Source organism: Bacillus sp. 41-22 (assembly GCF_025809295.1).
Classification (GTDB): domain Bacteria; phylum Bacillota; class Bacilli; order Bacillales; family Bacillaceae_G; genus Bacillus_A; species Bacillus_A mycoides.
Window position 1 is genome coordinate 2,597,763 of the sequence record NZ_CP084035.1, and the last position, 14,576, is coordinate 2,612,338.

At 32.2% G+C, this 14,576-nt stretch carries 13 protein-coding genes and 1 pseudogene; 2 read left to right on the forward strand and 12 right to left on the reverse strand.

Features of this window, described 5'->3' with window-relative positions:
• Positions 1–37: 37 nt before the first annotated feature.
• The 6 genes and pseudogenes from LCF45_RS13160 to LCF45_RS13185 all read right to left on the reverse strand — a co-directional run bounded on the left by LCF45_RS13160 (position 38) and on the right by LCF45_RS13185 (position 7,509).
• Positions 38–2,164: a peptidoglycan D,D-transpeptidase FtsI family protein gene (locus LCF45_RS13160; RefSeq protein ID WP_078203301.1), complete on the reverse strand. Its 2,127-nt coding sequence runs from the start codon at positions 2,162–2,164 to the stop codon at positions 38–40.
• A gap of 219 nt (positions 2,165–2,383) precedes the next feature.
• Positions 2,384–4,171, reverse strand: a complete 1,788-nt coding sequence (locus LCF45_RS13165) for a PAS domain-containing sensor histidine kinase (RefSeq protein WP_002127645.1) — start codon at positions 4,169–4,171, stop codon at positions 2,384–2,386.
• Positions 4,172–4,524: 353 nt separating this feature from the next.
• Entirely contained in the window at positions 4,525–5,376 is an 852-nt protein-coding gene (locus LCF45_RS13170) for a Cof-type HAD-IIB family hydrolase (RefSeq protein WP_002127646.1), read from the reverse strand.
• A 177-nt stretch (positions 5,377–5,553) separates the two neighbouring features.
• Positions 5,554–6,132, reverse strand: coding sequence for a cysteine dioxygenase family protein (locus LCF45_RS13175; RefSeq protein ID WP_002127647.1), 579 nt, complete (start codon positions 6,130–6,132; stop codon positions 5,554–5,556).
• 114 nt (positions 6,133–6,246) lie between these two features.
• Positions 6,247–7,113 (reverse strand): annotated as a pseudogene (locus LCF45_RS13180) (cytochrome P450); the annotation flags it as partial.
• A gap of 93 nt (positions 7,114–7,206) precedes the next feature.
• Positions 7,207–7,509, reverse strand: coding sequence for a hypothetical protein (locus LCF45_RS13185; protein WP_000717620.1), 303 nt, complete (start codon positions 7,507–7,509; stop codon positions 7,207–7,209).
• Positions 7,510–7,766: 257 nt separating this feature from the next.
• Here LCF45_RS13185 and LCF45_RS13190 point away from each other — a divergent pair, with 257 nt between their 5' ends.
• Together LCF45_RS13190 and LCF45_RS13195 are read left to right on the forward strand one after the other, a co-directional pair.
• Positions 7,767–8,288: a DinB family protein gene (locus LCF45_RS13190; RefSeq protein WP_002168266.1), complete on the forward strand. Its 522-nt coding sequence runs from the start codon at positions 7,767–7,769 to the stop codon at positions 8,286–8,288.
• A 218-nt stretch (positions 8,289–8,506) separates the two neighbouring features.
• Positions 8,507–8,911 carry a PadR family transcriptional regulator gene (locus tag LCF45_RS13195; protein WP_078204536.1) on the forward strand — a complete coding sequence of 135 codons (405 nt, stop codon included), beginning with the start codon at positions 8,507–8,509 and terminating at the stop codon, positions 8,909–8,911.
• Between the two features lie 102 nt (positions 8,912–9,013).
• On the opposite strand, the gene LCF45_RS13200 is transcribed toward LCF45_RS13195, so the two are convergent.
• The 6 genes from LCF45_RS13200 to LCF45_RS13225 form a co-directional block, all read right to left on the reverse strand.
• Positions 9,014–9,169, reverse strand: coding sequence for a DUF1540 domain-containing protein (locus LCF45_RS13200; protein ID WP_000046089.1), 156 nt, complete (start codon positions 9,167–9,169; stop codon positions 9,014–9,016).
• A 70-nt stretch (positions 9,170–9,239) separates the two neighbouring features.
• Positions 9,240–9,872, reverse strand: a complete 633-nt coding sequence (locus LCF45_RS13205) for a Vat family streptogramin A O-acetyltransferase (RefSeq protein ID WP_078203303.1) — start codon at positions 9,870–9,872, stop codon at positions 9,240–9,242.
• On the reverse strand, positions 9,862–11,145 hold the full coding sequence (locus LCF45_RS13210; protein WP_263894879.1) for an MFS transporter: 1,284 nt from the start codon (positions 11,143–11,145) through the stop codon (positions 9,862–9,864). The genes LCF45_RS13205 and LCF45_RS13210 overlap by 11 nt, the downstream gene beginning before the upstream one ends.
• A 267-nt stretch (positions 11,146–11,412) precedes the next feature.
• Positions 11,413–12,648, reverse strand: a complete 1,236-nt coding sequence (locus LCF45_RS13215) for a cytochrome P450 family protein (RefSeq protein WP_002168262.1) — start codon at positions 12,646–12,648, stop codon at positions 11,413–11,415.
• A 160-nt stretch (positions 12,649–12,808) separates the two neighbouring features.
• Entirely contained in the window at positions 12,809–13,213 is a 405-nt protein-coding gene (locus tag LCF45_RS13220; RefSeq protein WP_002127656.1) for a hypothetical protein, read from the reverse strand.
• A gap of 155 nt (positions 13,214–13,368) precedes the next feature.
• Entirely contained in the window at positions 13,369–14,373 is a 1,005-nt protein-coding gene (locus LCF45_RS13225; RefSeq protein WP_002013147.1) for a DUF1835 domain-containing protein, read from the reverse strand.
• Between the last annotated feature and the right edge of the window lie 203 nt (positions 14,374–14,576).

Here is a 14,576-nt window from a genome sequence, read left to right on the forward strand (position 1 = left end):
TCTAGTTCATATAATTGCTAGAGACGTTTCGTATATTTTAATTCTCTTTAGAGTCATCTATTTTTGGTGCTTCGCCAGTTAATCGCTTATTTTTCAAATCAAAATAAGCATCTAAAACATCTTTTCCAATATCAGAGTTAATACCTGATTTATCATTTATAACCCATGGCACAACAACAGAAAATGCTACTTCTGGATCGTCATATGGCGCATATCCTGCTAATGTTAAATTATAGCATTCTCTACGATCGCCTTTCTCATTTCTCCCAATATCACTTTCTCCACCGTATACAGTCTGTGCAGTTCCTGTTTTTCCAGCTGGTTTATAGGGTGCTTTTTTGAACGCCTTTACTCCCGTTCCATCCCCTTCTTGGAATACTTTCTTAAAGCCTTCTTTTACTTGATTGATATATTCTTCTTTCATATCAATTCTATTTAAAACAACGGGTTCTATTGATTGTACTACTTTACCGACCTCATCTTTTTGAACGGTTTGTTCTCTAATTTCTTGAAGAATTTGTGGTTTCATACGATACCCGCCATTTGCAATAGTTGAAATATATTGTGCAAGCTGAAGTGGTGTATACGTATCATACTGGCCAATGGAAAAGTCTAATAAGAAACCTGGCTGATTATCTTTTCTCCCAATTTGCCCCGCTGTTTCATTCGGTAAATCAATGCCTGTTGGAACACCTAAACCAAATTGTCTGAAATAATATCTCATCTTATCAAAGTATTCTTGTTTAATATCTAGTGAACTGTTCTTTACATAATCCACACCAGCAATTTTTAATGCTGTGTTAAACATATAAACGTTAGAGGAAACTTGTAAAGCTCTTAGGTCATCTATATCTCCAAAATCTTTCCATGACTTTTTCTCCTTAGTTCCTTTAAACTTCATAGGTGCATCATAAAAATGTGTTCCCGGTGTTATAGCTTTTGTTTCAAATCCGGTTAATACTGTAGCACCTTTAACAGTTGATCCAAGCTCATATGAACTTGTCAGCGTACCTAAAGCGTAATCTTCTACTTCCATTTTTCCGTCTTTTTCTACAAGTCTTTTCCCAGCCATCGATAATACTTGGCCGTTTTTCGGATTCATCATTACAACAAAAGCACGGTCCAACATCGATTCTGAACCTTTATAGGCCTTTAATATTTTTTCTATGCTCTCTTCTACTTTTTTCTGTAATTCCATATCAATTGTTAACGTTAAATTCTTGCCGCTTTTCCCTTCAGAAACTGTTTCTGTTCTAATTGTATCACCTTGTTTATCAGCAATACTTCTTACTTCTTTTTTCGTACCATGAAGTACATCTTCGTATTGCTGTTCGATGTAACTTTTCCCAACACGATCATTCCGGCTATACTCACGCACTAAATAATAATCTAATCGTTCACGTGGTAATCCTTCATCAGCATTCGAAACATTTCCAAGAACTGAACGGAATAAGCCATCATTTACATAGAGCCTTTCCCAATCAACTGATGCGTCTACACCTGGGAGATTTGCTAAATTTTCACTAATCACAGTATATTCCTTTTCACTAACATCTTTTTTAATAATTTGAGGTGCCATTTGATAACCTGAAGTCATTTTACTTTTAATAGCTAACACTTCTATGTCTTTTGCTGTTAATTCTTGAAGATTTTTTTCTGTAACTCGCTTTCTTTTTAACTCTTCTATTTTTCTGTCTAACTCTTTTCCGTTAATATCCTTTTCTCTAAACTTATCTATTTCCTTTTTAGATACTAAATCTTGAGTAAGTTTTGGATTTAACTGCATCCAAAAATCTTTCTTATCCGTCTCGGTTAACTTATCTATATCTTCTTGCGGCATTTCAATTATTTCTGCAAGTTGTCTTGCAGTTTTTAGCATTTCTTCCGATTTTACACCTTTCACCTTTGTATATGTAATCGTACGTAAAGACTTATTGTCCACTACTGGATTCCCTTCACGGTCATAAATTTTGCCGCGTGGTACTGTAAGACTAACAGTTGCATTCTCTCTTTTTTCTACTTCATTCTTATATGTTTCTCCATCGAAAATTTGTACTTTACCTAACTGGATTATAATTCCAGAAAATAATAAAAATACGCAAAAGAATAAAATATTTAACCGTATAGGTAGTGCTCTACCACTCTTTTTCTCTTTCTTTTTCACCTTGTCATAATCTCCTCCTTACAACATTTTAAATATTTTTTAGCTCTCTATATTAAAAGTAATGTACAATTTCCACACATTACTTTGTACGTATATTAATATAACGTTTAAAACTTAATAGAAATTAAAACAAATATAAAGAAAAAGTAAAGTTTACTAAATTAAATATAAAAATACCCAATAACAAAAGCTTAGCTTTGTTATTGGGTATTAGGTATTTTAGGAATTAATATTAGAACGTATTGAAATACATCTATCATCACAATTTGATAGAGATTGTTTACTCTGAATTTTCGGCAAGTACATCGTTACAGTTGTCCCGACACCAACCTCACTCATTATACTTATTGTTCCTTGATGACTTTCAATAATTTTATAACTTAACATCAATCCAATACCGGTACCTTTTTCTTTCGTACTATAAAAAGGTTCACCTAATCTTTTAATTCTTTCTTCAGGTATTCCTATTCCTTCATCTATTACACTAATAACGACACCATTTTTATGTATTTCTTTTATATGGATTGAAATTCCCCCCCCATTTAGCATTGCCTCAATTGAATTTTGCAAAATATTAATAAATACTTGTTTCAATTGATTTTCTGAGCATTCAATGATTATCTCTTTGGAATCTGTAAATAGTTCAACTTGAATATTTGTCATGATTGCTTTTGTATTAATTAATGATACGACATTTTTAAAAATTTGATAAATATTTTTCTTTTCTGTATTTATTTCATCAGTTTTAGCAATCGACAAAAACTCTTGGAGGATTGCTTCTATTCTTTCTATTTCGGAAAGCATAAGGTCAAAATATTTTTCTTGATCTTCTTTATTAATTTGGAATAACTGTATAAATCCTTTAATTACCGTTAATGGGTTTCTCACTTCATGAGCTACACCGGCTGCTAATTGACCAATTGCCGCAAGTGTATCTGATTTATTTAGCAATTCTTCTGCCTTTTTCCGCTCTGTAATATCGCGGACAATGATCATAATTTTATCTTGTAATAATGGTAAACATCTAGCTTCAAAGAAATCGATACTTCCATTAATTGTTAGAGGATATTCTACAATTACATTCTTTCCTTCTTCTTTCAATTGGCGAATTGCTTCTTGAAATTGCTGTGCTACTGGAGACGGTAATATTTCGTAAAACTTTTTTCCCATAAAAGCTTCTGCGGGTACGTAAAATTTTGTAGGAGATCCTGCTTTATAATCTATAATTGTCCCATCGTCTTCTGTTAAAAAACATAAATCTGGTAAAGCTTTAAAAATTAATTCTAATTCAGAGGTTTGTTGTTTTAATTGCCCTTCTATCGTTTTTAAATGTGTAATATCTACCCCAACAGCCCAGTAACTAAATCCTGTTACAGGAAACTGCTCAGATATATTGGACCACATTATCGTTTTAATTTCACCATTTTTACATGTTAAACTCATTTCCCAATCTCTAAAATTTTTTCCACGAGTCAAAAATTTATTTTGTATTTGATGGCGATAATTATGGTCAGGATACAGCAATTGAAGAGCGTTTGGATTCCCAATTATTTCTTCAGCAGTATAACCTGTTACAATCTCGCATTCTCGATTCCACAAAACAAAATCTCCATTATAGTCAAGCGCATCAACCATAACAGGCATGTTTTGTAAGATCGTATGTAGTTCTTCCTCTTTTCGAGAAAGTAACGATGTATTTTTACTTTGAACTGCTTTTTTCACCCCAGCTATAATGAGGTTAGAAAGCATTTCAAAATATTTTTGGCAATTGAAAATTTCGCTTCGTTTGGACCATACAACAAAAGATCCTAAATATTGATTGTATAAGAAAAGGGGGATTTCGATTTTGGGAAGTTTACATACTTTCATTTCATTAATTCCAAATGAAAATATACATTCGTTTTCAGCATCAAGAAGTTGATGTGATATGTTGGTTAATTTATAAAATTGTTCTGCCATGGTTTCTATTGTACTCACATCAATAAGTTCCATTAGCCGCGCATTCATTCCTTTTTCACCTCGATATGTAAAATTTATACAAATTAAAAATTCATACTTCTTCATTATACGAAGAAAGTGCCCCTAGGTATATAGCTGTCGAATAATTATTCAAACAAATTCTATTTTTCAATTAAAAACAGAAAATAATATGGGATTGTTACGCGCTGCTAGTAGCAGTATAAAAATACAATAACCGTAAAATTCACAAAAGTTTCACAACTTTCATGAAAAATATAAACATTTATTCCAATATATTCTATACAATGAGTTGTAATAAGGCTTCTATGAATCTCATAGAATACCTTACCCCTAATAAAAAGAAAAAAAGAATCTATTTGGATTCTTTTTTTCTTTTTTTATTACATTACATATTTATATAAAGCATGTGCGACACCATGTTCTTCATTTGTTAACGTTTCGTATTGACACATCACTTTTATTTCTTCAACTGCATTTCCCATTGCAATTGATATATTTGCTTTCTCCATCATAGAAACATCGTTTAAGCCATCGCCTATTGCTACAGTGTTTTCAACTGGAATATTAAGATGTTCTGCTAAAGTATATAATCCATTTCCTTTTTGAGCATCTCGATGATTAATCTCTAAATTATGCCAATAGGAAGATGTAATAGCTAAATCCGTATTATGCAGAAATGTTTCTTTTAATTTTTTTAATTTCTCTATGTCATAAGAAAACGGTAAAAGTTTATGCACATGTATATCCATTTCTACAATTGGTTTACAACTTTCTGTACTATGAAATGCTGTATGCTCAAGGTATAATGCAGCAATCGTTTCTAACTCTTTCAAGTTGAAATTTTCTTTTGAATTCTTTACATACTCGATTTCATTTCGTACACTCTCTACGCCATAATCAGGTACATACACACCTTTATTAGTATAAAGCTGATAATACAAGCCATTCTCTTCAAGATATTCTACAATCTCAAGTGCCTGCATATTTTGAATTGGATATCTCTTCATCATTTTCTTATCTTTATAAATAAGGGCACCATTTTCCGCAATAATTGGACACTCTAAATTAACTTCTAACAATAATCGTTCAATATCAACGATAGAACGCCCTGTACAAATAGCTACAACATGGCCTGCTTCCTGACACTTTCGAATTGCTTCTGCATTTTCTTTACTTATCATTTTATTACCGGAAAGAAGGGTTCCATCTAAGTCAATTGCTATTAATTTCATTATTTCTTCACCACTTTCTATAAATACACGAGATTTATTTAACGAAAAGGTATCGTTTTCATATTGAGCTCGTTAAGTACTTCTTATTTATAATTTATGAAAAGCGTTTCAGGTCAAGAAATAGTTAAAAATAAAATCAAAAGCTTTTCTCTTTAAAGAAAAGCTTTTGATTTTAAACTATGAACTATAACTAATATATTTTGTCTCACACATATACACATTCTTTTCTTCAGTTGGGAAATATACTTCAAACTTTTCTAAACGTTTTCCGTAAATATGAATCGTGACAACGCTTTCGCATTCAGCTATTTTAAGAATATGACAATCAGCTGGTGGAATGACTTTATCTGTTTCTCCTTCTCCCAAATAAAGATTTCCTGTATGGGTTAAATAAACAAGTGAATTTTCAAGCTGCTTAGTTTGTATAAAGTTCTGCACCATTATCCTTCCTGAAAAAACGCCTTCTACTCCCCATGTACCATCATGATCATGTAAAGGTGTAGATTGTCCATCTTTCCATACAAGAGCTAATACTTCAAATCGCTTTAAAGGATCTTCATATAACAAGTGTCGTGCATATTGAGCCGAATTCGCCTTCTGTTTTTCTAGCGGAAGCCATGTTTTTTTTTCTAAAAGTTCTTCTAGTAATTTTTCAATCGCACAAACAATTTGATCTTCTAATAAATTACTATCAATTAAATCCGTTACAGCTTTAATAAATGTTTGAAACGTTTTACTTCCATTACACGTTAACATAAGCATCCTCCTCCACTCTTCTTTCACACACTTCCATACTAAATAGACCACTAAAAATTTACAATTGAGAAATAAAAAAACAAGGTACAGTAATTTTGTACCTTGCTGAACGTTTTACCTAGTTTTCAAAAGAATAGGTAAGTATTTTAATGTTTGTTCATTTTCTAATATACATTTTTCTAAATTGAACGATGGAGAAAACTCTATTTTTTCAAAGGCATTTATAAAGGTAGTTAATGCAATCTCAGCTTCTAAACGTGCAAGTGGCGCCCCTAAGCAAAAATGAGGACCTTTACCAAAGGTTAAATGCTTTTCATTTCCTATTCTGTGTAAATTAAATTTAGAAGCTTGTAAGAACTTTTTCTCATCTGAATTTGCTGCACTAACCCACGTAACAATCATTTGATCCTTTTTCATAAAAGGTCCAAATATATTTGTGTCCGCTGTAATCCTCCTAGCTAATGTTATGGGAAAGCGATAGCGTAAAACTTCCTCAATCGCTTTTGAAATTAACGTAGGTTCTTTTCTTAACTCTTTATATATTCCAGGTGAATCTACTAAAAAGCAATAAAAGCTGTTAATAATTAAATTTGTAGTTGTTTCATTACCTGCCGCTAATAAACCTAAAGAAAAAGTAACTATTTCTTCATCGGTTAATCTTTCACCTTCATATTCAGCTCGTATTAAATCTGAAATAATATCGTCGGTTAAATGATATCTTTTCTCTTGAACAATTGGAAGCAGGTACGTTTTAAATTCATTTAACGCAATTCCTTTTTCTACATCCAAATCGTTAAATTTTTCTTTACTATATGGCATAAATAAAATATCAGACCATTCTTTAATCTTTTTACGATCCGTTGTTGGCACTCCTAATAAATCGGATATGACGGTAACAGGTAAAGGTGCAGCAAACTCTTCAACGATATTAACCTCACTATATTTTCCGATATTTTGTACAAGTTCATTTGCGATAGACTGATATGTAAATATAATAAAAAACGAATGATTAATAGAAATATTCTACGCCACTCGTTTTTTATCGGACTTCTTTTTACTGTACTTTTATTTTCTTTATGAGTTATTAGAAAAATAATTGTCTATATAAGTCTTTATTTTTTCAAAATCCTTTTCCATAAATAAGATTGCTGGTACTTCAATTATTGGAAGATTATTTTCATTATCAAAAGGTGGACACGGTTTGGGAACTACCAAATAGTCAACTGAGTTTTTATCCCTAATATAATTAATTGAAACATCATAATACTTAGAAAAATATCCCTTCAAATCATCCTGATTCCTTAAAAATGGTAGAGAAAATATTGAACCATAATTTATACCAGCGTCGACAATTAATACAAAGCATATTTTTTTCATGATACACCCTCCTCGTATAATAAGTTTTAAGTTAATAACTGTTCCTTGAAAATTAAATAGTTTTTATCTTCAAGAGCTACATCAAAAAAATGATGTATGGGTAAAATTTAGTCTTGGATAAGGTAACACTGATAAAAACAGGTTTCCTTTTTCTTTATATTCAATTAAATTATATCATTATTTTACATGAATTTTCAGACTTTGTTTTTTTTATTTTATTGGTAAACTTATGCTTAGCATGAATTGGAGGGATATATATGATAGATTATAGAATAATTTCAAAAGAAAACTATTCAAATAAGATTGGAGAGCTTGTAACAATGCTTGAACATACAAGAGATGTTACATTGAGCGAAATCTCCAATTTAAACCAAAGTGATTTAGATTTCTTACCAAACGGTAGTTCAAACACTATTGGTTCTCTCTTATCACATATTGCAGCGATGGAGTTTGTTCATCAAGTTATCTCGTTTGAAAAAAGAGATTTAACTGAAAGTGAATATCTAAAGTGGCGAATTTCTTTAGAACTTGGAGACAAAGCAAGGGAAGGAATAAAAAAGCAATCTTTAGATTATTATTTGAATGAATTATCACAAGTTAGAGAAAATACACTAACATATCTGAAATCAAAACAAGATAGCTGGTTATTCGAGGAAAACAAGTGGGATAATGGTGTGCCTTATAATAATTACTACTTGTGGTTTCACGTTATGGAAGACGAAATTAATCATCGTGGACAAATAAGAACAATTAAGCGATTGATGGGAATGAATAAATAAATCTTATTCAACCAAAGGGTGCTTTACTTGAGAAGGTCACTAGAAGAGTCAAATGATAACTATGAACTGCCCCCAATTGCTAGGTTTTGTTTAACAATTGGGGGCAGTTCATTTATAGCGCATAGGTAATCAGCTTTTTGTTAATCATGAGGTAGATATTTTTAACTAAAAAACCAATAATGGAAATATATTACATCTTATGACCCGTTTTTACACGTATCTCGGCTGAACCCCATAATACACTGTATCCCGCTCTTCGGCGCTTCGAAAATATGGGGGCTATAATTAAACAAATACATAAACAAGTCGGAAAGCCGAATCGAAATATGTACGACATAACTGAAACAGGAGAAGAAATTTTTTATGAAATGTTAAGAGAGTTTCCCGAAAAGATTGCGACAAATAACGCTGAATTCCTTGTGCGTATCGCGCTATTTGAAAAACTTGATTACGAAGCTAGAAAAGAAATTTTAACAATACGCCAAGACGTACTACATAAACAGCTTACTGCTATTCAATCTTTACATGTTAGCTCATCTTTTATTACAGAAGTCATTGAATTTAGTAAATCACGTATTGAACATGAATTGCTCTGGATTGCATCACTTATGAAGAAAATATGAAAAAATAAAAAGAAAAGTTAAAAACAATGAATGAAAATGAGATTTATTATCAATACTATAATTAATAAAAGGGCAACCACGATTTGGCTACCCTTCAAAAATTTATACTTCTGGATCAAAAGTTTTGCAATCTGTTTCTTCAGTTGTAGATGCATGTTTACCTTTATGACTTACTACATAAATCGCATCTGCACTACATTTATTGCCGTTAGCCCAAAATTTACAGTTGTTTACTTCACATAAAACGTCTTGTGCCATAGTATCACACCTCCTTGTTCTATTATCATTAACAAAATTCGGAGGTATGATACTCTTTGACATGCATTTTTTATTCCCTTTTTAGTTTTCTTAATGGTTCAATGTCTCCTTGTACAATACCATCTATATTTTCTGTTATTTTTTCAATGTCAAAATGCCACCATTGAATTTGCAATAACTCTTCTACTATTGTATTTGTAAATCGTTCCTTTATTTTATTTGCAGGGTTTCCGCCAACAATTGTATATGGTGCGACGTCTCTAGTCACAACAGATTTAGCTGCAATGATTGCACCATCCCCTATTTTTATTCCGGGCATAATAGTTGTATCCATACCAATCCAAACGTCATTTCCTATAACTGTATCACCTTTGTAAGGTAAATCAGACAAACTAGGTGTATATTTCTCCCACCCATTTCCAAATATATTAAATGGATATGCCGAAAATCCATCCATCCGGTGATTCGCTCCGTTCATAATAAAGGTAACTCCATTTGCAATACAACAAAACTTTCCAATAGTAAGATGATCTCCAAGAAATTCATAATGATGTAATACTCGATCTTCAAATGTTTCTCCATCTTTCGCATCATAATAAGAATAGTCACCAACAAATATATTAGATTTCGTTATTGTATTTTTTATAAAATGAACGTTTTGATTTCCTTCAATAGGATATTTAACATTTGGATTAGGATTCATGTTGCACAGCACTTCCTTTACCATTCATTTCACTTTCTACTGCTATTACTGGCTTTAAATTGTATATAGGTAAAATAAACAATAATCCAATTATAAATAGTAGAGCCGTCCCCTCGTACATCGTACCTAATGAAAACATCTCCTTTAAGGAACCAGCTATACTCATCGTTACTACCATTGAACCGGTGAATAGTGGACTTAAAATGCCGTTCACGCGACCAATAAAATCGGTATCGCTATTTTGAATAATGAGCGTATTAATACCAATTTGGATACATGGAAGAGCTAAACCACTAAAAAGTTGTGCCGTAAGTGTCACCCATAAATTTGTGGAGTAGCCTATAATCCCAATTCCAATTGCCTGACCGAGCATCCCTACAATTAACATCTTTTGGGGAGCAACGTTTTTCGCAAATACCATCGCTAAAGCCCCGCCAACAATCATTCCCGCACCATTTACTGTTAGTAACCATTGTAAACTCTCTTTTGATAACCCTAACTGCTCAGTCACAATAAAAATGCCTAGTGGCTGAATTAAACCTATACCTAGTCCAGCTGCCATAAAACAAAACCCTAGCAAAGTTAATGCTTTTTTCTTTTTTACATATTTAATACCATCCAGCATTTCCTGTAACAGCGTAATTTCTTTCTTCTTATTATCATTCTCAAGATCTTTCGGAAGAAATAACAACACAGCTGCTGCAAGTAAAAAAGCGATACCTGTTATGATGATTGAAATATAAATTCCAAAACTATGAAAAATAAATGTTCCAAGAATCGGTCCTAACACCATAAAAATCGCAAATATTGTTTGATATATAGACATCGCTAATTGAATTTGTTCCGTTGATAAATGCTGTTTAAACAACTTCATACCAGATGGTTGAGAAAACTGCGAAAGGATTGCAGAAATAAGCGTCACAAAAAACACGATTTTCCACGTTCCAAACATAAGAGTAATTAATACAGCGAATACGGAAATAGAACTTAACGTCTCACACCATATCATTGTCTTCTTTGGCTTCCACCTATCAGCAAAAGTTCCACCAATGAATGAGAAAATAAAAATGGGAGCAAATTCAGCAACCGAAATCATCGAAATAGCAAAAGCATCACCTTTCGTCATTTCCATAACATAAAGTAATATCGCAAAGTTACGAACCCAAATACCAACTTGTAAAAATAATGCTGATGCTAGAATCCCTTGCACAAATCGATTTTTTAATACTTGTGATACCCCATGATTTTGTTTCGTTTCTGCAGTCGTCGACATAAAAAATCCTCCTATTTCGTGTTCTGAACAGGAGGCAGCACAAATCATATGAAAAGACTATATATTCGCAGTGCGAAACACATCCCTTTTCTATACATGCACATACTAATCCTATTCAGAAGAATATTTCGTTTTTTAACGAAGATCTCTTACAAATAGAATTAGTTGATCATTGGGATGTTTTCACCCTTCCGTTTCGAATTTAAATAACACATACATACTCTATGTTAATCATTTGTCATGTATGCATGTCTCAATATAACTATTCTAAAAAGACAATGGTAATTCCTCTAAAGAACGCATTAAATAATTACCTTGCCAATTAATTTTTTCACGCTCACCTTTTATTTGTAACGATGGCATCCGTTTAAACAAAGTAGTAATAGCAATCTTTGCTTCCAACCTAGCAAGTGGAGCGCCTAAGCAGAAATGGCTACCATGCCCAAAGGCAATATGACGGTTATTTTCTCGTGTAATATCAAATACTTCTGGGTTTTCAAATACTGTTTCATCACGGTTTGCTGAAGCTAATGCGATAATAACCATATCTCCTTTTTGGATTGTTTGGTCATGAATTTGAAACGGCTCAGCCGCCCATCTTGCAGTTGTCACCTCAACTGGAGAATAATAACGCAATCCTTCCTCAATAGCTGAATCAATTAATTCCGGATTCTCTTTTAATAACTGTAATTGCTTCGGATTTTCAAGAAGTGCTAATACCGTATTTGTTATTAAATTCACTGTCGTCTCATGTCCTGCTACAATTAATAACATGATCATTGAATATAGCTCTCGAGCACTAAGTTTATGCCCTTCATTTTCTGCAAGTATTAGCGCACTAACCAAATCTTCTTTTGGATTTTTTCGTTTTACATCAACTATATATTGGAGATATGTAATAAACTCAGATAGTTGTTTTTCGGTTTCTTTTATTTCTTCAGGTGTTTCTGGCGATGCAATGACAGCATGAGACCAAATTCTAAATTTCGCTTGATCCTCTTTTGGAATTCCAAGCATCTCACTTATTACAATAATCGGTAATGGGAATGAATAATCATCCACAAGATTTAATGTACCTTTTCGCTCTATCTCATTTATTAAATCATCCGCTACTCTCTGAATTCTTCCGTCTAATTGTGAAATCATCTTTGGTGTAAAAGCTTTTTGAACTAAAGATCGTAAACGACTGTGATTAGGTGGATCTGAATTTAACATGTGCGTTGTTAAATGATCACTATTGTCAACAGAAAGATACATGTTCTTTGTATCTTGAGAAAACACATTTGCCATATCTTTTTTTAAACGATTATCTTTTAAAAGTGGCAGAGCATCTTCATATCTTGTAATGAGCCATTCTTTACCGATTTCAACTTCATTTACAAATAATATAGGTTGCATTTTTCGTGACTCTTTATAAATTTCATATGCATCTTCTTTAAACTGAGCAGAAGCTAAATTAATGCCATCTTCTATTTTTCGGCCAACCTTATTTTTAATTGACATTACATTCCCTCACTCTCAATTATTTTTAAAAATCAACCCAATATTTGAATTATACTTCAATAAGAACTGAAAAATTGTAAATTTTCAATTAAAATCTTACTTCTAATATTGAAAAATAAAAAAGTGAGAGAGTAAAATCATTCTACCCTCTCACTTCCCATTATGCAAAGCACATAAAATTACTAATTTGTTGATATCGATAACTTACTTTACGGCGGCGACCAGCTTGCCAAGTGTAGCCGGATACCCCACTTCTTCTTACTTCTGTCGGAAAAAACCATAAGTCTCTTCCGAAAGGTCCAGGACGATGCAAACGTAAATAGCCCCATCTTCCTAGACAGTTACACATCCATGATTTCATATTCCCTGCTTGTGCTGGAGAAGCAAATGTGGATGGTAAAGACGGAGCTTGTGACGGTGGTGGTGACGTTGGAGCATCTTCCGCATCATCTGGTCTATAATCTTCTAGTTCAACCTCTCTAACTTCGATATCAGGTTCATATCCGTATTGTTGTGGATTATAATACATCGTTTGATCATATGGATAATTTTGTTCGTTATACATATTAACAAATCACCTTCTTTTCATTCATTACCTTTAACATTCATATGTGATATGACACCTATCGGAAGCTTATGTATAGCCCAAATTAAACTAAAAAAATAAAGCTCGTATCTTTTTTTCAAAAATACGAGCTTTTTTATAAACGGAATATATTATTATTTTTTCAACTTCACACTATAAAAACGCATTTCCTCTAATAAACCTTCAAATTCAAATACCTCTTGTTTAATTAATACTTTCAAGCGATACTCTAAGAAAGTATCCCCAACTAATTGCTCTACAAGGCCAAGTGCTTCACCAATTACTCTCGGAGCTTTAAGGAAGTCTTTATCAGCACCTACTTTTTTCGCACACTCAATAATGAATTGGTCAAAATATTCTTCTTGTACAGAATGCACTTCATTGTCTTTCCAAACTCTTAAAAATTCCATGCTATTCGATAAACTATCCCACTCGTGTTCAAGATTCACTCTACTTTTTTTAGTTAAAAACGGTGATTCTGCAAAACTATTTTGGAAAGTAGCTAAACTTTCGGGCGATAATTCTCCCGTTCCACGTATATCATACTCTTGGTTTAATATTTCTCTACTCATTTCAGATGTATTAATGATTCGAATATTTTTCTTGCCTTTTAATTGCGCCATTACAAAACAAAGGCCTACATGTTCATGTGCGTTATCTGCCTTCCAAATGGTAATCGGTGTTTCATTAGGAATAGAATGTAGCTCTTCTAAAGTTTCCATAAATTTTGGTAAATATTCTTCTTCAAAATAACTATCATAAGAAGTTAAGTTGTTTAATAACCATTGCTGTCTTGCGAGTTGCCCTTTATTCGTATGTAATTGATTAATCGGTCCAATTGAAAAGAATTCAGAGAATGCAACAACACTCTCCTCAAATAGTTCTTCTTGACTTAACATATATTTTAAACACCCAGTTGTTGAATCATCAAAAGCGATATGAATGTGTGTACTTTCTTTTACATTCTTTTTATAAGATGTATTACTCGTTAGTTGCTTAGGTATACTTATCAAGTGTTTAATCGTATCTTCACTATAGTTCTCTTCTAATAAATCTAATTGTATAAGAATGCTTTGCAGTAAATGTTTTGCTTCATCTTCGTACATATCCTCTACAACATTTTTGATTTTATCTATCATGTAAATCCCTCTATTCATTACTAAAATAACGTAGATTATAGTGTATCATTTTAGTAACGGTGTTTTAAAGTTTTTTATAGATTATATCTAATTATAATTTCATATTAGTACAGTGATATATTAGCGTTAATTTATGTTTATTTCGTATAGATGTTAACATTTCAGTACACTTCTTCTATTACACATCACTTTCACGATATTTT